Genomic DNA, 17,779 nt, shown 5'->3' with positions numbered 1-17,779 from the left:
GCAGGTTTGTCTTCGCGCCTGAAGGAGGAGCAGGCCCAGCTGCGTGCAACCCTGGAAAAAGACCTGAGGGATTCCGCCAATGATATGGCGCAGCTCCTGGCCTCCGTTGCGCCCCGCGCCATGTGGGACAGTGATGTACCGACCCTTTCCGAATTCGCCCGCCGGGCCCAGCGCAATCCCAATGTGCTGTTCGTCATCTACGACGACGCCGCTGGAGAACACCTGACCCGCTACCTGAACCGGGAAAACCCGATCAACAAGGCCCTGCTGGAAAAAGGCAAGGGCGAGCGGGCCCTGGACAAAGTGTTGGATGCGGCGAAGAACGATTCATCGGTGTATTACCTCGAGGCCTCGATCAACCCCAACGGCGTGGAGATCGGCAAGGTGCTGATGGGCGTTTCCACCGCTTCAGTGGAGACCGACCTGAAGGCGCTTGACCAGCGCTTCTCCGCATTGATCGCCAGCAGCGATCAACTGGTGGGCGACAGCCTCAAGGGCGCGGCTGCCGACAGTGCCGCCGCGATGCGTGGCCGGCTGGACTCGGCGCAGGCCACCGCCACCGAAATGCAGACCAATACCGCTGCGACCGTGCAGGAAGCTGCGGGGACGTTGCGCTGGCGCATCGGCCTGGGCCTGGCGTTGGTGGGGTTGGGCGTGTTGGTGTTGCTTGCCGTGGTGCTGGGGCGTCGGGTGGTCAATCGCCTGAAGCTGTTGATCGCGGCGATGAACGATCTGGCGGCGGGCGAGGGCGATTTGACCAAGCGCGTGCAGATCAACAGCAAGGACGAAATCGGCGACATGGCCTCGGCGGTCAATCGCTTTGTGGATAAGTTGCAACCCATCGTGCGCGAGGCGGGGGACGTGGCCCAGCGTACCGGCCAGGAAATTGGCGCGATGACGCTGCGCAACTCTGGTGCCGATGCGGCCGCCGGGATGCAGCGCGATGAAGTGGCGGAAAGCCTGCGTGCCCTGTCGCAGATGGCCGATGAGGCGCAGTCGGAAAGCCAGGCGATGCAGGCAGCCTTGCAGCAAGTGGTCGAGATTCGTCAGGCCACTGATGAAACCACCCGCACGTCGGCCAAGGTCGGCAGTTTGATTGAGGCGTTGGCCGGGCAGGTCGACACGGGGGCGAAAGTCATCGAGCGGCTGGCCCAGCAGAGCGAGCAGATCGAAGTGGTGTTGACGGTGATCCACGGCATTGCCGAGCAGACCAACCTATTGGCCTTGAACGCGGCCATCGAGGCGGCACGGGCCGGGGAGACCGGGCGTGGGTTTGCGGTGGTAGCGGATGAGGTGCGGGCGCTGGCGAGCAAGACCCAGAGCTCTACGGGCGACATCCAGGCGCATATCGTGGCGTTGCAGCAAGGGGCGCGTGAAGCGGTGGCTGCCATTGGCCAGGCCGGGCGGCAGGCCAGCGAAGGTCTGTCGGTATTGCGTGACAGTGCGCGGCTGCAGCAGTCGGTGCAGGCATCAGTCGAACAGGTTCATGCGGCCATCGGTTTGGCGACCCAGGCAGCAGCGCATCAGGCCCAAGGCGCGCAAGCGGTGCGTGGTCGGGTCGAGACCATTCATGCCCAGGCCGAAAAAGCTGCCCAGGCGGTGGTCGAGACTACGGCCAGTGGCAAGGTGCTGGATAACCTGGCGGCACAGTTGAAGGCCAGCCTGGGGCAGTTCAGGGCCTGATTCGAGATTCATGGCTGGCTCTTCGCGAGCTGGCTCGCTCCCACATAACTTATCCCTGTGGGGGCGAGTTGGCTCCCTGTAGCCCTCTCAGCGGCTCAGATACATCCGCGTCGTCAGCAAATAGACCGGCAACCCCGACACGACAATCAACAGCGCCGCATAAGGCGCTGCCGCCGCGAATTCCACATTCGAGGTATGTGCCCAAACCGCTGTCGCCAAGGTATTGAGTCCAGTCGGGCTCAGCAGCAGCGTGGCGGTCAACTCCTTCATCGCGTCCAGAAACACCAGGGCGAACGCGGCACCCAGCGCCGGGAAGATGATTGGCAGGGTCACCCGGCAAAACGCACTGAACGACGAAGCCCCCAGCGTCCGCGCCGCTTCTTCCAACTGCGGCGCGGCCTTGTTCAGCGCCGTACGCACCGGGGCCTGGGCCAGTGGCAGGAACAGCAGCGCATAGGCAATCAGCAGCAGGCCGGAAGTCTGGTACAGCGCCGGCACATAGTGCAGGGCGAAATACACCAGGCTCAGGGCAATCACCAATCCGGGAAGTGCGTGCAGCAAGTAGGGCAGGCGTTCGGCCCATATCGCCAGCCGACCCTTGTGGCGCACCACCAGCAGTCCGACCGGCACTGCCAGCACGAGGCAGAGCGCGGCGCCGCCCAGCGAAAGTGCCAGGGATGACAGCAGCGCTTCGCCGATCTCACCCGCCGGGAATGCCGCGGAAGTACCCACGGCCAGCCAATACGCCAGCATTCCCAGCGGGATGCCGCTGCCGATGATTGCCAGCGCCAGGCAATACAGTTGCCCCAGAAGCATCCAGGCGCCGAGGTGTACGTGTTCGGCCTGGCGTGCTGCGCCTTGCCCGGTGCGAACATGACGGCCCTTGCCGCGTATTCGCAGTTCCAGCCACAACAGCGCCAGGCACAGCACCAGCAAGACCGCTGACAGCATGGCGGCGTTGGCATTGCTGAATTCCAGCTCGAACTGTTGATAGATCGCGGTGGTGAACGTCTGCAGGCCGATGATCGACAGTGCGCCGAACTCAACCAGCATGTGCAGGGCAATCAGCAGGGAACCGGCCAGGAGCGAAGGCCAGAGCAAGGGCAGGGTGACGCGAAAGAACACGCCCCAGCGGTTGTGCCCCAGGGTGCGGGCGGATTCTTCAAGGGATGGGTCGAGGTTGCGCAGCGTTGCGGCCACGGGGAGAAAGATCAGCGGGTATTTGGACAGGCTCATCACCAGGATTGCCCCGCCCAGCCCCTCGAACTGCGCGCTCAGGGATACCCAAGTGAAGCTGCTCACGAACGCCGGCACTGCGAACGGCAAGCACAGAACAACGCCCCAGGCACGACGTCCCGGCAGATTGCTGCGCTCCAGCAGCCAGGCCAGTGACAGGCCGACGATGCCACAGGCCAGCGTGACGCCGGCCATCAGTGCCAACGTGTTGCGCAGCAAGCCAAATACATAAGGCCGCCACAACAAATGCAAGGCCTCCGCCCAGCCGGCCTGCCAAGCCTTTGTAGTCACGTAGAGCAGTGGCAGCAGGCTCAGCAGGACGAGCAGCAGCACTGGCAGCATCAACCCGATCGACGGGCGCTTGCGCCGGGGAACGTAAGCCCCGGCTGCGGGAGAGGCGCTGAGCGACGGCGTCATCAGTTCAGGCCGACTTCGCGTTCCAGTTCCAAGGCTTCTTCGGCATTGCCGAGGTCGGCCGGAGTCACTTTGGGCGGCTCCAGTTCATTGAACGGCTTGAGGCCGCGATCCGAGGTCATGCCCTTGTGCAGCGGATATTCGGCGGACGTCTGGGTAATCACCCGCTGGCCTTCTTCACTGGCCATGTAGGCAAGCAACTGTTGGGCTTCCTTGGGATGTTGACTGGATTTCAATGCGGCGGCGCTGGAGACGGTGACCAGGCCACCGGCATCGCCGCCGGTGAAGTAATGCAGTTTGGAATCGAGCTGTCCCTTCTCTCTCTGCAGGGCGAACCAGTAGTAATTGTTCACCAGGACGGTCGCCACTTCACCGTTCTCCACGGCTTTGAGGGCGACCATGTTGTTGCTGTAGACCTTGCCAAAGGCGCGCAGCCCGGTGAGCCATTCCTCGGCCGCTTCCTGACCGTGCAATTTGATGATCGCCACCGCTTGTTCCTGGAACGCGCCGCTGGTCGGTACGAAGCCGACCTTGCCTTGCCATTGTGGCTGGGCGAAATCCAGGACGGTTTTCGGCAGGTCCTTTTCATCGATCAGCTTGGGGTTGTAGGCGACCACGCGAACGCGAGCGGTCACGCCCATCCAGGTGCCGTTGTTGGCGACATAGTCTTTGGGAAGCACGTTGAGGGTTGCATCGTCGATCTTCGCCAGCAGGCCTTGTTCGCCTAGCTTGTTCAGCGGCGGCGATTCCTCGGTGTAGATCAAATCGGCGGGGGAGCGGTTGCCTTCTTCGACGACTTGGCTGGCGAGTTGGTTGCTGCTGCCCTTGCGCACATTGACGTGAATGCCGGTCTTGGCTTCGAAGGCCTTGGCCAATGCATCGCCGACTTCTTTGTGTTGGCCGTTGTAGAGGGTCAGTTCCACCTTGTCGGCGGCTTGGGTGAGGGGCGTTGCGAGGGTCAGGCCGAGCAGGGTGAAGGTCAGGGCGCGGCGCAGGGTGAATCGAAACATCATTCGCGGGGTTCCTCACTGTCGTGTAGCAAAAACTTGTAACAATGATAAACGATATTGTTTCTCATGTGCGTCCGAGTGTCTGACGCTTGTTGGGAGGGATTTCCGGATCCCGGAAACGCAAAAACCCGCTTTCGCGGGTTTCTGTGAGGTTCAAGGCATATAACCTTGAAGCTTGAATTGGTGCCCAGAAGAAGACTCGAACTTCCACGACCTTGCGGTCACCAGCACCTGAAGCTGGCGTGTCTACCAATTTCACCATCTGGGCAGCATCTTCAGCGTTGCCGCTGTTGATGGGGCGCACTATACGGAGCGCGTTTTGATCTGTAAACCCCTGTTTTTATTTTGATAATTGCCAAACGCAATTACAGGGGTGCAAACGCAAAAAACCCGCTTTCGCGGGTTTTTTGTGAAGCTGGCAGGTTACTGACCTGCTGCTCGAAATTGGTGCCCAGAAGAAGACTCGAACTTCCACGACCTTGCGGTCACCAGCACCTGAAGCTGGCGTGTCTACCAATTTCACCATCTGGGCAACATCGGCAACGTGTGTACGTCGTCGATGGCGCGCACTATACGGAGCGTGTTTTTAACTGTAAACCCCTGGGCGCAAAAAAAACGCTAAATTTCACGAGCGGTGCAATCAGGGGCTTCAAAGGCCTGTCGAAAGACTTTAGAAAAGGCATCTGACGCTTGAAATTTCCCGTTTCATTACGCCTATGCCAAACTAACCCGCATATAGACAAGGTGAAAACTCTCTAATGGCCGATTGGCAGTCCCTCGATCCCGAGGCCGCTCGTGAAGCGGAAAAATATGAAAACCCTATTCCTAGCCGCGAACTGATCCTGGCGCATCTCGCCGATCGGGGTTCGCCTGCTAGCCGTGAGCAGCTGGTCGAAGAATTCGGCCTGACCACCGAGGACCAGCTCGAAGCCCTGCGCCGCCGTCTGCGTGCCATGGAGCGCGATGCTCAACTCATCTACACCCGGCGCGGCACCTATGCCCCGGTCGACAAGCTCGATCTGATCCTGGGCCGTATCGCCGGTCACCGCGACGGCTTCGGTTTCCTGATTCCCGACGATGGCAGCGATGACCTGTTCATGAGCCCGGCGCAGATGCGCCTGGTGTTCGATGGCGACCGTGCGCTTGCCCGGGTTTCCGGCCTGGACCGTCGCGGACGCCGCGAAGGCGTGATCGTCGAGGTGGTGTCCCGTGCACACGAAACCATCGTGGGCCGCTATTTCGAGGAAGGTGGCATCGGTTTTGTCGTTGCCGACAACCCGAAGATCCAACAGGAAGTGCTGGTCACGCCAGGCCGCAATGCCAACGCGCAGATCGGCCAGTTCGTCGAGGTGAAAATCACCCACTGGCCAACCCCGCGCTTCCAGCCGCAAGGCGATGTGGTGGAGGTGGTCGGCAACTACATGGCGCCGGGGATGGAAATCGACGTCGCCCTGCGCACCTACGATATTCCTCACGTCTGGCCTGAAGCGGTCCTGAAAGAGGCCGCCAAGCTCAAGCCGGAAGTCGAAGAGAAAGACAAAGAGAAGCGCATCGACCTGCGTCACCTGCCATTCGTCACCATCGACGGTGAAGATGCCCGGGACTTCGACGATGCTGTCTACTGCGAAGCCCGCCCTGGCAAGTTGCGCCTGTTCTCCGGTGGCTGGAAGTTGTACGTCGCCATTGCCGACGTTTCCAGCTATGTGAAGCTCGGCTCGGCGCTGGACGCCGAAGCCCAGGTGCGCGGCAACTCGGTGTATTTCCCCGAGCGCGTGGTGCCGATGCTGCCGGAGCAACTGTCCAACGGGCTGTGCTCGCTCAACCCCCATGTCGATCGCCTGGCCATGGTTTGCGAAATGACCATCTCCAAGGCCGGCGAGATGACGGACTACTGCTTCTATGAAGCCGTAATCCACTCCCACGCCCGCCTGACCTACAACAAGGTCAGCGCGATGCTGGAAACGCCGAAGCTGGCCGAGTCGCGCAAGCTGCGTGGTGAGTACACCGATGTCGTCCCGCACCTCAAGCAACTCTATTCGCTGTACAAGGTGTTGCTGGCGGCGCGTCACGTGCGCGGCGCGATCGATTTCGAAACCCAGGAAACCCGGATCATCTTCGGCACCGAGCGCAAGATCGCCGAAATCCGGCCGACCGTGCGCAACGATGCCCACAAGCTGATCGAGGAATGCATGCTGGCGGCCAACGTCGCCACGGCCGAATTCCTGAAAAAGCATGAGATTCCCGCGCTGTATCGGGTCCACGACGGCCCGCCGCCCGAGCGCCTGGAAAAACTGCGAGCGTTTCTCGGCGAGCTTGGCTTGTCCCTGCACAAAGGCAAGGAAGGTCCGACACCAAAGGACTACCAGGCCCTGCTGGCTAGCATCAAGGACCGCCCGGATTTCCACCTGATCCAGACCGTGATGCTGCGCTCCTTGAGCCAGGCGGTGTACAGCGCCGACAACCAGGGCCACTTCGGCCTGAATTACGAAGCCTATACCCACTTCACCTCGCCGATCCGCCGCTACCCCGACCTGCTTACGCACCGGGCCATCCGCAGTGTTATCCATTCGAAGATGAACACCCCGCACGTCAAGCGTGCCGGTGCGATGACCATTCCGAAGGCACGTATCTACCCGTACGACGAAGCGGCCTTGGAGCAGCTTGGCGAACAGTGCTCGATGAGCGAGCGACGCGCCGACGAAGCGACTCGCGACGTCGTGAACTGGCTCAAGTGCGAGTACATGAAGGATCGCGTGGGTGAGTCGTTCCCGGGCGTGATCACTGCCGTGACCGGCTTCGGCCTGTTCGTCGAGCTGACCGACATCTACGTCGAAGGCTTGGTGCATGTCACCGCGCTGCCGGGCGATTACTACCACTTCGACCCTGTGCACCACCGCCTGGCGGGCGAGCGCACCGGTCGCAGCTTCCGTCTTGGCGATACCGTCGAAGTGCGGGTAATGCGCGTCGACCTCGACGAGCGCAAGATCGACTTCGAGATGGCGGAAAAAACCATCAGCGCGCCGATCGGTCGCAAAAAACGTGGCACCGAGACCGCCGCGCCTGCGGCCAAGACCGCAGCCGAGCCGGCATCGTCCAAGTCCGGGCGTCGCGGTTCGGCCAAGGAGAAGGCCGTCGAAGCCTATCGCCCGAGCGATGCCGCGGCGAAAAACGCCGAACTGCGCAAAAGCCGAGAAATGAAACAGGCCTTGCTGGCCGAAGCCAAGAGCGGCGGTAAAGCGGCGTCTGGCGGCAAAACTGGACGGTCGGCTCCGGACAAGGCGAGCAGCAAACCGAGCAAACACCGTAAAGGCCCGCCGAAAGCGGGCTCGGCCCCAGCCAAGAGTGGCGGGGCGCGTAAACCCAAGGCCAAGTCATGAGTCAACTGGAAAAAATCTACGGCGTGCATGCCGTGGAAGCGTTGCTGCGTCACCACCCCAAGCGGGTCAAGCAGATCTGGCTGGCGGAAGGGCGTAGCGATCCGCGCGTCCAGACCCTGGTTGAACTGGCCGGTGAAAACCGTGTTGCGGTCGGCCAGGCCGAGCGGCGCGAGATGGACGCCTGGGTCGAGGGCGTGCACCAGGGGGTCGTGGCCGAGGTGAGCCCGAGCCAGGTGTGGGGCGAAGCGATGCTCGACGAACTCCTGGATCGCACCGAAGGCGCGCCCCTGCTGCTGGTGCTGGACGGCGTGACCGACCCGCACAACCTTGGCGCCTGCCTGCGTTCGGCGGATGCCGCCGGCGCGCTGGCGGTGATCGTGCCTAAAGACAAGTCGGCGACCTTGACGCCGGTAGTGCGCAAAGTCGCCTGTGGCGCGGCGGAAGTGATTCCGTTGGTGGCGGTGACCAATCTTGCGCGCACCCTGGAAAAACTCCAGCAGCGCGGCCTGTGGGTTGTCGGCACGGCGGGCGAGGCCGAGGTCAGCATTTATGACCAGGACCTGACCGGCCCAACCATCCTGATCATGGGTGCCGAGGGCAAGGGTATGCGCCGCCTGACCCGCGAACACTGCGATTACCTGGTCAAGCTGCCGATGGCCGGCAGCGTGAGCAGCCTCAATGTCTCGGTCGCCACGGGTGTGTGTCTGTTCGAGGCCCAGCGTCAACGTGGTGCCAAGGCTGCCGGCAAGAAATCCTAAGGCTGGCGCGATTCAATTGTGGGAGCAAGCCCGCTCCCACATTGGTCTGTACGTAACTGAAAGTGGTGGTTGTTCAAATAATCACCAATTGCCTTGCGCCGCCCTCGGCCCTTCTCTACAATTGCGCCCCTTGCTGTGATGGCAGGCACTTATGTGTCTAGCGTCCTCAAGTCCATAAGTGTCATTCACTCCTTGTCTGACCGTTTTTGAGCGGCAGGCTACAACCCGTAAGGAGCATTCATGCGTCATTACGAAATCATCTTTTTGGTCCACCCGGATCAAAGCGAGCAAGTCGGCGGCATGGTTGAGCGTTACACCAAGCTGATCGAAGAAGACGGCGGCAAAATCCACCGTCTGGAAGATTGGGGCCGTCGTCAACTGGCCTACGCAATCAACAATGTTCACAAGGCTCACTACGTGATGCTGAACGTTGAGTGCACTGGCAAGGCCCTGGCCGAGCTGGAAGACAACTTCCGCTACAACGATGCAGTGATCCGTAACCTGGTCATCCGTCGCGAAGAAGCCGTCACCGGCCAATCCGAGATGCTCAAGGCTGAAGAAAACCGCAGTGAGCGCCGTGAGCGTCGCGACCGTCCTGAGCACTCTGACAGCGCCGATGGCGATGACAGCGATAGCGACAGCGACAACAGCGATAACGCTGACGAGTAATCCACGGACCTTTTAAGGAGCCAATCACATGGCACGTTTCTTCCGTCGTCGTAAATTCTGCCGCTTCACCGCTGAAGACGTGAAAGAGATCGATTACAAAGATCTCAACACCCTGAAAGCCTACGTATCCGAGACCGGCAAAATCGTTCCAAGCCGTATCACCGGTACCAAAGCTCGTTATCAGCGTCAGCTGGCCACCGCTATCAAGCGCGCCCGCTTCCTGGCCCTGCTGGCCTACACCGACAGCCACGGCCGCTGAGACCGGGCAGTCGACAAGTAGTAAGGGATTGAATGCATGCGCGCCTTAGCTGAGTTCATCATGCGCGGTCGTATGCAGGCCACTCTGGTAGTGGCTGGATGCGCGGCATTGCCGTTGTTGTATTGGTTGGGTGCTGCCGCCGGGAGTCTTGTACTCCTGCGGCGCGGATTGAGGGACGCCTTGGGCGTTCTTGCTCTGGGACTGCTGCCGGCTTTGCTCTGGTGGCTGTATTCCGCGGACCCGCGTGCAGTCATGGTGCTGCTCGGGTCTTCGGCGCTGGCGTTGGTATTGCGCGCCAGTGAATCCTGGAACCGCGTGCTGCTGGTCAGCATAGCGATAGGCGTGGCGTTTTCAGTGGTGCTCGGGGTGGCTTTTGCGCCCCAGATCGAGATGCTGTCGCAGGCTTTGGTAAAAATCCTGCCCGAGGCGCTCGGTGATCTCTACCAGCAGATGTCGGTAGAGGAGCAGGCGCGTTTCGCGTCCCTGATTGCCCCCGTCCTGACCGGACTGATTGCGGCCTTGTTGCAAATCGTCAGTGTGCTGAGCCTGGTTATCGGGCGCTACTGGCAGGCGTTGTTGTACAACCCGGGTGGTTTTGGTCGCGAGTTTCGCGCCATCCGCTTCCCGCTTGGGCTGGCGATGTTGCTGTTGGCGGGCATGCTACTGGGGCCGAACTTCGGTCCGCAGATGGCAATGCTCACGCCGCTGTGCAGCGTACCGCTGGTCTTTGCCGCCCTGGCCCTGATTCACGGGCTGGTGGCGCAAAAGCGACTGGCCAGGTTCTGGCTGGTGGGGTTGTACGTCACGTTGTTGCTGTTCATGCAGCTGATCTATCCGTTGCTGGTGGTCCTGGCCATCGTCGACAGCCTGATTGATTTTCGCGGTCGTATGGCGCCGAAAGACGCCGACAGCGCGAACGGTGAAGGTTAAAAGTTAGAGGATTTTCACATGCAACTGATCCTTCTGGAAAAAATCGCCAACCTGGGCAACCTGGGCGACAAAGTAAACGTTAAGGCCGGCTACGGTCGTAACTACCTGCTGCCTTTCGGCAAAGCCACCGCTGCGACCGCTGCCAACCTGGCTGCGTTCGAAGAGCGTCGCGCTGAGCTGGAAAAAGCCGCTGCAGACCGCAAGGCATCGGCTGAAAGCCGTGCTGCCCAACTGGCCGAGCTGGAAGTGACCATCACTGCCACCGCTGGCGACGAAGGCAAGCTGTTCGGTTCGATCGGTACTCACGACATCGCTGACGCACTGACCGCCTCCGGCGTTGAAGTTGCGAAAAGCGAAGTTCGTCTGCCGAACGGCACCATCCGCAACGTAGGTGAATTCGACGTAGCCGTGCACCTGCACGCCGAAGTTGAAGCCACCGTACGCGTTGTCGTGGTAGCAGCCTAAGCAATACCTGTCGGTTGGCACCCTCGGGTGCTTGCCGGTAACATCGGGCACGATCCTGTCTACAGGTCGTGCCCTTTGTCTTTCTGCAATTCCTGATTTTCATAACCAGACGTGGCCATGAACGAAATCACCGCCCCCGAGCAATATGATCTGCAAACCGCTGCCCTGAAGGTGCCCCCGCATTCCATCGAGGCCGAACAGGCTGTACTCGGTGGCCTGATGCTGGACAACAACGCCTGGGAACGTGTGCTCGATCAAGTTTCCGACGGCGATTTCTACCGGCATGACCACCGCCTGATTTTCCGTGCGATCGCCCGTCTGGCCGATCAGAACATGCCGATCGACGTTGTCACCCTGGCCGAGCAATTGGACAAGGAAGGGCAGACGTCCCAGGTCGGCGGCCTCGGTTACCTCGGCGAACTGGCGAAAAACACGCCGTCCGTCGCCAACATCAAGGCTTATGCGCAGATCGTGCGCGAGCGGGCGACCTTGCGCCAGTTGATCGGCATCAGCACCGAGATCGCCGACAGCGCCTTCAATCCGGAAGGCCGCACCGCCGCCGAGATCCTTGACGAAGCCGAGCGGCAGATCTTCCAGATTGCCGAGGCCCGGCCAAAAACCGGCGGCCCGGTGAGCGTCAATGACCTGTTGACCAAGGCCATCGACCGCATCGACACCTTGTTCAACACCGACAACGCCATTACCGGCCTGTCCACCGGCTACACCGACCTCGACGAGAAGACCAGCGGCTTGCAGCCGTCCGACCTGATCATCGTCGCTGGCCGTCCGTCCATGGGTAAGACCACGTTTGCGATGAACCTGGTGGAAAACGCCGTGCTGCGCAGCGACAAGGCAGTGCTGGTGTACTCCCTCGAGATGCCAGGCGAATCGCTGATCATGCGTATGCTCTCGTCCCTGGGGCGTATCGACCAGACCAAGGTCCGTTCCGGCCAACTGGAAGACGACGACTGGCCGCGCCTGACCTCGGCGGTCAACCTGCTCAATGATCGAAAGTTGTTCATCGACGATACGGCGGGCATCAGCCCATCGGAAATGCGCGCCCGGACCCGACGACTGGTGCGCGAGCACGGCGATATCGCGCTGATCATGATCGACTACCTGCAATTGATGCAGATCCCCGGCTCCAGCGGTGATAACCGGACGAACGAGATTTCCGAGATCTCCCGTTCCCTCAAGGCCCTGGCCAAGGAATTCAACTGTCCGGTCGTGGCCCTGTCCCAGTTGAACCGCTCCCTGGAGCAGCGCCCCAACAAGCGTCCGGTGAACTCCGACTTGCGGGAATCCGGAGCGATCGAGCAGGACGCCGACGTGATCATGTTCGTCTACCGCGACGAGGTGTATCACCCCGAGACGGAGCACAAGGGCATTGCCGAGATCATCATCGGCAAGCAGCGGAACGGCCCGATCGGCTTCATCCGCCTGGCGTTCATCGGTAAATACACGCGCTTCGAAAACCTGGCGCCGGGTAGCTACAATTTTGATGACGACGAGTAACCCGCTCCCACGGGGGTGCCACCAATTTCCGACCATAGCCGTCGGAATTGATCAAATTTTGTGCTATATTCCGCGCCCGCGATTTTTCATCCTTTATACCGGTCATCGACATGCAAGCAGCCAAGCCGTTATTTGACTATCCCAAGTACTGGGCCGAATGTTTCGGCCCAGCGCCGTTCCTGCCCATGAGCAGGGAGGAGATGGATCAGCTCGGCTGGGATTCGTGCGACATCATCATCGTCACCGGTGATGCCTACGTCGATCACCCTTCGTTCGGCATGGCGATCATTGGCCGTCTGCTGGAAGCCCAGGGCTTTCGTGTCGGGATCATCGCCCAGCCGAACTGGCAGTCCAAAGACGACTTCATGAAGCTCGGCGAGCCCAACCTGTTCTTCGGTGTCGCGGCCGGCAACATGGACTCGATGATCAATCGCTACACCGCCGACAAGAAAATCCGCTCCGATGACGCCTACACCCCCGGTGGCCTGGCGGGCAAGCGGCCGGACCGTGCGAGCCTGGTCTATAGCCAGCGCTGCAAGGAAGCCTACAAGCACGTGCCGATCGTGCTCGGCGGTATCGAAGCTTCCCTGCGCCGCATCGCCCATTACGATTACTGGCAGGACCGGGTGCGCAACTCGATCCTGATCGACGCTTGCGCCGACATCCTGCTCTATGGCAACGCCGAGCGAGCGATTGTCGAAGTCGCGCAGCGCTTGTCCTATGGCCACAAGATCGAAGACATCACCGACGTGCGCGGCACCGCGTTCATCCGCCGTGACACGCCGCAAGGCTGGTACGAAGTCGACTCCACGCGCATCGACCGTCCGGGCAAGATCGACAAGATCATCAACCCGTACGTGAATACCCAGGACACCGCAGCCTGCGCCATCGAGCAGGAAAAGGGTCCGGTTGAAGATCCGGGCGAAGCCAAGGTCGTGCAGATCCTGGCAAGCCCGAAGATGACCCGCGACAAGACCGTGATCCGCCTGCCATCGGTAGAAAAGGTGCGCAACGACGCGGTGCTGTATGCCCACGCCAACCGCGTGTTGCACTTGGAAACCAACCCGGGCAACGCCCGTGCGCTGGTGCAGAAGCACGGTGAAGTCGACGTCTGGTTCAACCCGCCGCCCATTCCGATGACTACTGAAGAAATGGACTACGTGTTTGGCATGCCTTACGCACGTGTTCCCCATCCGGCGTACGGCAAGGAGAAGATCCCGGCCTACGAGATGATCCGTTTCTCGGTAAACATCATGCGCGGCTGCTTCGGTGGCTGCACGTTCTGCTCGATCACCGAGCACGAAGGCCGGATCATCCAGAACCGTTCCGAAGAGTCGATCATTCGCGAGATCGAAGAGATCCGCGACAAGGTCCCGGGCTTCACCGGGGTCATTTCCGACCTGGGCGGCCCGACCGCGAACATGTATCGCATTGCCTGCAAGAGCCCGGAAATCGAATCCGCGTGCCGCAAGCCGTCCTGCGTGTTCCCCGGCATCTGCCCGAACCTGAACACCGACCATTCTTCGTTGATCCAGCTGTACCGCAGTGCCCGGGCCTTGCCTGGGGTGAAGAAGATTCTGATCGCCTCCGGCCTGCGTTACGACCTGGCGGTCGAGTCGCCGGAATACGTCAAGGAACTGGTGACTCACCACGTCGGCGGTTACCTGAAGATCGCTCCGGAGCACACCGAGGAAGGCCCGCTCAACCAGATGATGAAGCCGGGCATCGGCAGCTATGACAAGTTCAAGCGGATGTTCGAGAAGTACACCAAGGAAGCCGGGAAAGAGCAGTACCTGATTCCATACTTCATCGCCGCCCACCCGGGCACCACCGACGAAGACATGATGAACCTGGCGCTGTGGCTCAAGGGCAACGGTTTCCGGGCCGATCAGGTGCAGGCGTTCTATCCGTCGCCGATGGCTACCGCCACTGCCATGTACCACTCGGGCAAGAACCCGCTGCGCAAGGTCACCTACAAGAGCGATGGGGTGACCATCGTCAAGAGCGAAGAGCAGCGCCGCCTGCACAAGGCCTTCCTGCGTTATCACGACCCGAAAGGCTGGCCGATGCTGCGCGAAGCGTTGACCCGCATGGGCCGTGCCGATCTGATCGGGCCGGGCAAGAACCAGTTGATTCCGTTGCACCAGCCTGCAACCGACAGCTACCAGAGCGCCCGTCGCAAGAACTCGACGCCGGCTGGCAGCCACAAGGTGGGCAAGGAAACCACCAAGATCCTGACCCAGCACACCGGCCTGCCGCCGCGCGCCAGCGACGGTGGCAATGCCTGGGACAAGCGCGAGCAAGCCAAGGCTGCCGCGTTCGCCCGCAATCAGAAGGCTGCCAAGGAACGCAAGGACGCGGCGAAGGGCAAGGGGCCGAAGCCTGCGCGCAAGCCTGTCGTGCCGCGCTGATTGTCCTGCCGCCTCGCAAAACGCCAGCCTTGAGTGCTGGCGTTTTGCTTTCTAGCGGCGGTGCTGGCCGTTTGTTATCGTGGCGCCCGCCCGACAGTGCTAGAGGTTATGGGGAGCCCTCGCCACAAGGGTTCAGTGCGGATAAAGATTCACCCTCCGATTCTCAAGGACGATTCATATGAGCACTCCATTACCCGGCATCGGCATGGACTACAGCCCCTCCCAGTTCATGGCCCGCCAACGCATCGGAAGCCAGATCAACCTGCCGCGCCTGTTCGCTGCCATCGACGCCGATCCCAGTATCGTCGGCGCCGGTGTGGTGTACATCGATGCTGAATTCAATGTAGTGACCCTGCGTGAGTTCAAGCCGATCTGCAGCATCAAGCCCAAGCGGATCATTTTGCGCGAGGCGCAGAAATATATTGCGCCGGCTCAGTTTGCTCAGCAGGTTCAGGACAATCCACGGGAATCGCGATTGGTCGGCGAAGCGATCAATACTTCCTTGTCGTGTGCAGGGGCCGTTATCGGTTGGGTCGTGGTACTCAGCGGCTCTGTAGCTATCCCATTTTCAGCAGGGGCAAGCACCGCGATCGCCGTGTTGGGTTATACCGCCGCCGCAGCCAGCACAGCGCAATGTTTTGCGAGCGGTTATCGCATGCGTAATGAAATCAGTAACCCAGCCCGAAACGATCAGCTCGACAGTGAGGAGTGGTATCAGAACACCATGATTGTGCTGGATGCCGCGGCGTTGGTTGGGGTCGGGGCATCGTCGCTGACGACTCTCAAACTGGTCAGATTGAATAAAGCTGCCACGGGCAAAAGTGTGAGGGAGGTGCTCCGGGGCCTGAATCGACAGGAGCGAGCCAAACTGACCAAAGAGTTGCTGACTATCAATGACCCTCGCCTGACCTCCAAACTGCTCAAACTCAAGCAACTGTCTGGCGAGTTACCCAAGCGCTTTACGCCCACTCAAATCAAGCATGCCACCGTCACACAGATTCGGGATGCCCTGGGTGCCGCCATCGGCTTCACGGGAAGCGCGATTTCCGGGAACGTCCGGACCATTGCAGTGGGGTTGTACGAGGAGATCGAAGAATGAATGGACAGCCCGGTGTGCGCGTTTTTCTCATCCAATATTTTCCGGTCTTCATGGGCGCGATATTCGCGTCGGTCTTCGCTCTGGTTTTTGCTGTTCCCCTTTTTTTGACAGCTATTTTCAAGCCCTTTCGTTGGCGGATAACGCCAAGTGGTCTTTTTTTGGAGGCGTCGCGCTTACGCTTGTCATCGTGCATTGCAACTTCATGATTGCCCGTGGGCGCCCCGTTTGGGTGTGGCCGATGGTTGCGGTGTTGGGGCTGTGTTTTTTTTGCGTCCTGCCCACGATCGCTTATCGGCCTGATAGGTTGATTTACAGTTTGAGTTTGCTGTTCCCGTTGCTGGGGTTGCTATTGCTCAACAGCAAACGCCACCGCGAGATGCGCAGCAAGCTCGTCGAAATCCGCCACCAGCGCGAGCGTATCCTCCAGTCCGCAAAGACGTCGCGACCGCGCCGCTGAGTCGATGTAGTCAGGCTAGAAATCTGAGCTGGCGTAGATGCTTCAGGGCACGGCACAATAAAAAATCAACTCTCCAATTCTTCAAGGACGATTCATATGAGCAGCGCCGCAACAGGCATCGGGATGGACCTGAGCTTTTCCCAGTTCATGGCCCGCAAACGCATCGAAAGCCAAGTCAACCTGCCGCGGCTGTTCGCTGCCATCGATGCCGATCCCAACATCGCCGGTGCGGGCGTGGTGTACATCGATTCCGAGTACAACGTGGTGACGCTGCGCGAATTCAAGCCGATTTGCAGCATCGCACCCAAGCGAGTCATCTTGCGCGAGGCGAAGAAATACATCGCCCCACAGCAATTCATTGACCAGGTAAAAAGCAGTCCGCGTGAGTCAAAGCTCGGGACTGAGTCGATGAATGCCGGTTTTTCCTGTGTCGCCGCGGTCATCGGTTGGGTGGTGGTATTCAGTGGGAGCGTCGCTGTGCCCTTTACGGCAGGCGCCAGTGCCTTTGTCGTTGCCTTGGGCGCCGCTGCCGCGACGGCCAGTACCGCGCAGTGCGTTATTGGTGGGATGCGGGTGGCGAATGAGCTGACCAATCCTACTGGCAACGATGAAATGAACGACGCCGATTGGTACAACATCGTGAGCCCCATTCTTGACGGTGTTTCCCTTGTGGGCGTCGGTGGCTCGGCTCTCACGACTGTTCGGCTGCTGAAGGCCAGTAAGGCAGCGGGCACCGGGAAGAGCTGGTATCAGTTGCTCAAGGGCCTGAGTCGTCAGGAGCGCAGCAAACTGACCAAGGAATTGTTGACCCTGAAAGATCCGAGTCTTACCGCGAAGCTGCTTAAACTGCAGCAACGAGCGGGTGCCTTGCCCAAGCGTTATTCTTCCGCTGAAATCAGGCACGCTACGCTGACTCAGATAAAGGATTCTCTCGGAGGCGCTTTGGGGATCATCGGCAGTTATACCGGCGATGGCGCCGTGAAGACTGTCGCCGTCGGACTGTATGAGGAGTTCACCGAATGATCGGCGGCGGATCAATGAAGCAGTTCCTCGCCCGTTATTTTCCGGTGTTCATGGGCACGATCTTCCTGGGTTGTTTTTCCGGGTCTGCGCTGCTCGTTTTGTCCGCAGGCACTTATTGGCGTGCCTTGGAGCCTTCCGTCAGGAGCAACTATGTTGGGCTCGGCACGTTGGCTCTGGTGAGTGTCCTGGTTCTGGGAAATCTCATGATCGCACGCGGACGCGCCTGGGCGGTCTGGTGGGTGACGAGTTATTTCCTTGGCTGTCTGGCGGCGGTGTTGCCGACGTTTGCTTATGGACCGCATCAAGGTGTGTACGTGTTTGCGGTGCTGTTGCCGTTACTGGGACTACTACTGCTCAACAGCAAACGCCACCGGGAAATGCGCAGCAAGCTCATCGAAATCCGCCACCAACGCGAGCGCATCATCCAATCCGCCAAGGCCCCGCGCCCGCGCCATTGAGTCAATTCGCACGGC

General features: G+C 60.4%; 14 protein-coding genes, 2 tRNA genes and 2 pseudogenes. 14 read left to right on the top strand and 4 right to left on the bottom strand.

The annotated features are described in order from the left end of the window. Positions 1 to 84: 84 nt before the first annotated feature. Positions 85 to 777, top strand: a pseudogene (locus tag JZ00_RS32015) (methyl-accepting chemotaxis protein); the annotation flags it as partial. A gap of 21 nt (positions 778 to 798) precedes the next feature. Continuing rightward, complete coding sequence (locus JZ00_RS32010; RefSeq protein ID WP_407684284.1) at positions 799 to 1,683, top strand: methyl-accepting chemotaxis protein; 885 nt, start codon at positions 799 to 801, stop codon at positions 1,681 to 1,683. A gap of 87 nt (positions 1,684 to 1,770) precedes the next feature. Here the strand turns inward: JZ00_RS32010 and JZ00_RS18645 are convergent, their stop codons facing one another. The 4 genes from JZ00_RS18645 to JZ00_RS18630 form a co-directional block, all read right to left on the bottom strand. Further along, positions 1,771 to 3,336 (bottom strand): ABC transporter permease, encoded by a 1,566-nt coding sequence (locus tag JZ00_RS18645; protein ID WP_039592542.1) that lies wholly within the window; start codon positions 3,334 to 3,336, stop codon positions 1,771 to 1,773. Then, on the bottom strand, positions 3,336 to 4,346 hold the full coding sequence (locus JZ00_RS18640) for an extracellular solute-binding protein (protein ID WP_039592543.1): 1,011 nt from the start codon (positions 4,344 to 4,346) through the stop codon (positions 3,336 to 3,338). The genes JZ00_RS18645 and JZ00_RS18640 overlap by 1 nt, the downstream gene beginning before the upstream one ends. A 178-nt stretch (positions 4,347 to 4,524) precedes the next feature. Next, positions 4,525 to 4,611: transfer RNA gene (locus JZ00_RS18635), tRNA-Leu, on the bottom strand. A 177-nt stretch (positions 4,612 to 4,788) separates the two neighbouring features. After that, a tRNA-Leu gene (locus JZ00_RS18630) sits at positions 4,789 to 4,875 on the bottom strand. Positions 4,876 to 5,101: 226 nt separating this feature from the next. Between JZ00_RS18630 and rnr the strand changes: the two genes are divergently transcribed. From rnr to JZ00_RS18570, 12 genes and pseudogenes are all read left to right on the top strand, one after another. After that, the gene (gene rnr, locus JZ00_RS18625; protein WP_039592544.1) at positions 5,102 to 7,720 is read left to right on the top strand and encodes a ribonuclease R; all 2,619 of its coding nucleotides are present in this window, start codon (positions 5,102 to 5,104) and stop codon (positions 7,718 to 7,720) included. Continuing rightward, positions 7,717 to 8,478, top strand: a complete 762-nt coding sequence (rlmB, locus tag JZ00_RS18620) for a 23S rRNA (guanosine(2251)-2'-O)-methyltransferase RlmB (RefSeq protein WP_039592545.1) — start codon at positions 7,717 to 7,719, stop codon at positions 8,476 to 8,478. The genes rnr and rlmB overlap by 4 nt, the downstream gene beginning before the upstream one ends. 240 nt (positions 8,479 to 8,718) lie before the next feature. After that, entirely contained in the window at positions 8,719 to 9,147 is a 429-nt protein-coding gene (gene rpsF / locus JZ00_RS18615; protein ID WP_003186395.1) for a 30S ribosomal protein S6, read from the top strand. A 28-nt stretch (positions 9,148 to 9,175) separates the two neighbouring features. Further along, positions 9,176 to 9,406: a 30S ribosomal protein S18 gene (gene rpsR, locus JZ00_RS18610; protein WP_002551829.1), complete on the top strand. Its 231-nt coding sequence runs from the start codon at positions 9,176 to 9,178 to the stop codon at positions 9,404 to 9,406. Positions 9,407 to 9,442: 36 nt separating this feature from the next. Then, a complete protein-coding gene (locus tag JZ00_RS18605; RefSeq protein WP_039592546.1) occupies positions 9,443 to 10,336 on the top strand; it encodes a YybS family protein in 894 nt (297 codons plus the stop codon). 18 nt (positions 10,337 to 10,354) lie between these two features. After that, complete coding sequence (gene rplI / locus JZ00_RS18600; RefSeq protein ID WP_003186385.1) at positions 10,355 to 10,801, top strand: 50S ribosomal protein L9; 447 nt, start codon at positions 10,355 to 10,357, stop codon at positions 10,799 to 10,801. A 117-nt stretch (positions 10,802 to 10,918) separates the two neighbouring features. Further along, positions 10,919 to 12,316 carry a replicative DNA helicase gene (gene dnaB / locus JZ00_RS18595; protein ID WP_027911801.1) on the top strand — a complete coding sequence of 466 codons (1,398 nt, stop codon included), beginning with the start codon at positions 10,919 to 10,921 and terminating at the stop codon, positions 12,314 to 12,316. A gap of 110 nt (positions 12,317 to 12,426) precedes the next feature. Continuing rightward, positions 12,427 to 14,727 (top strand): YgiQ family radical SAM protein, encoded by a 2,301-nt coding sequence (locus JZ00_RS18590; protein WP_039592547.1) that lies wholly within the window; start codon positions 12,427 to 12,429, stop codon positions 14,725 to 14,727. A gap of 178 nt (positions 14,728 to 14,905) precedes the next feature. Continuing rightward, positions 14,906 to 15,826, top strand: a complete 921-nt coding sequence (locus tag JZ00_RS18585; RefSeq protein WP_039592548.1) for a hypothetical protein — start codon at positions 14,906 to 14,908, stop codon at positions 15,824 to 15,826. Continuing rightward, positions 15,823 to 16,283 (top strand): annotated as a pseudogene (locus JZ00_RS18580) (hypothetical protein). Before JZ00_RS18585 ends, JZ00_RS18580 begins: the two are co-directional and overlap by 4 nt. 96 nt (positions 16,284 to 16,379) lie before the next feature. Next, a complete protein-coding gene (locus tag JZ00_RS18575) occupies positions 16,380 to 17,306 on the top strand; it encodes a hypothetical protein (RefSeq protein WP_039592550.1) in 927 nt (308 codons plus the stop codon). Then, the gene (locus tag JZ00_RS18570; RefSeq protein WP_039592551.1) at positions 17,303 to 17,764 is read left to right on the top strand and encodes a lipoprotein; all 462 of its coding nucleotides are present in this window, start codon (positions 17,303 to 17,305) and stop codon (positions 17,762 to 17,764) included. Before JZ00_RS18575 ends, JZ00_RS18570 begins: the two co-directional genes overlap by 4 nt. The last annotated feature ends 15 nt before the right edge of the window (positions 17,765 to 17,779 follow it).

The sequence above is a fragment of the Pseudomonas frederiksbergensis genome, from assembly GCF_000802155.2.
Lineage (GTDB): Bacteria > Pseudomonadota > Gammaproteobacteria > Pseudomonadales > Pseudomonadaceae > Aquipseudomonas > Aquipseudomonas frederiksbergensis_A.
Note: the sequence above shows the minus strand (reverse complement) of the source record. Positions and strands in the feature narration are given on the sequence as shown.

Bases quoted from the DNA above. Each gene is read 5' to 3' on its own strand.
- JZ00_RS32010 (WP_407684284.1), top strand. From the start codon at position 799: ATGGCCTCGGCGGTCAATCGCTTTGTGGATAAGTTGCAACCCATCGTG.
- JZ00_RS18645 (WP_039592542.1), bottom strand. From the start codon at position 3,336: ATGACGCCGTCGCTCAGCGCCTCTCCCGCAGCCGGGGCTTACGTTCCC.
- JZ00_RS18640 (WP_039592543.1), bottom strand. From the start codon at position 4,346: ATGATGTTTCGATTCACCCTGCGCCGCGCCCTGACCTTCACCCTGCTC.
- rnr (WP_039592544.1), top strand. From the start codon at position 5,102: ATGGCCGATTGGCAGTCCCTCGATCCCGAGGCCGCTCGTGAAGCGGAA.
- rlmB (WP_039592545.1), top strand. From the start codon at position 7,717: ATGAGTCAACTGGAAAAAATCTACGGCGTGCATGCCGTGGAAGCGTTG.
- rpsF (WP_003186395.1), top strand. From the start codon at position 8,719: ATGCGTCATTACGAAATCATCTTTTTGGTCCACCCGGATCAAAGCGAG.
- rpsR (WP_002551829.1), top strand. From the start codon at position 9,176: ATGGCACGTTTCTTCCGTCGTCGTAAATTCTGCCGCTTCACCGCTGAA.
- JZ00_RS18605 (WP_039592546.1), top strand. From the start codon at position 9,443: ATGCGCGCCTTAGCTGAGTTCATCATGCGCGGTCGTATGCAGGCCACT.
- rplI (WP_003186385.1), top strand. From the start codon at position 10,355: ATGCAACTGATCCTTCTGGAAAAAATCGCCAACCTGGGCAACCTGGGC.
- dnaB (WP_027911801.1), top strand. From the start codon at position 10,919: ATGAACGAAATCACCGCCCCCGAGCAATATGATCTGCAAACCGCTGCC.
- JZ00_RS18590 (WP_039592547.1), top strand. From the start codon at position 12,427: ATGCAAGCAGCCAAGCCGTTATTTGACTATCCCAAGTACTGGGCCGAA.
- JZ00_RS18585 (WP_039592548.1), top strand. From the start codon at position 14,906: ATGAGCACTCCATTACCCGGCATCGGCATGGACTACAGCCCCTCCCAG.
- JZ00_RS18575 (WP_039592550.1), top strand. From the start codon at position 16,380: ATGAGCAGCGCCGCAACAGGCATCGGGATGGACCTGAGCTTTTCCCAG.
- JZ00_RS18570 (WP_039592551.1), top strand. From the start codon at position 17,303: ATGATCGGCGGCGGATCAATGAAGCAGTTCCTCGCCCGTTATTTTCCG.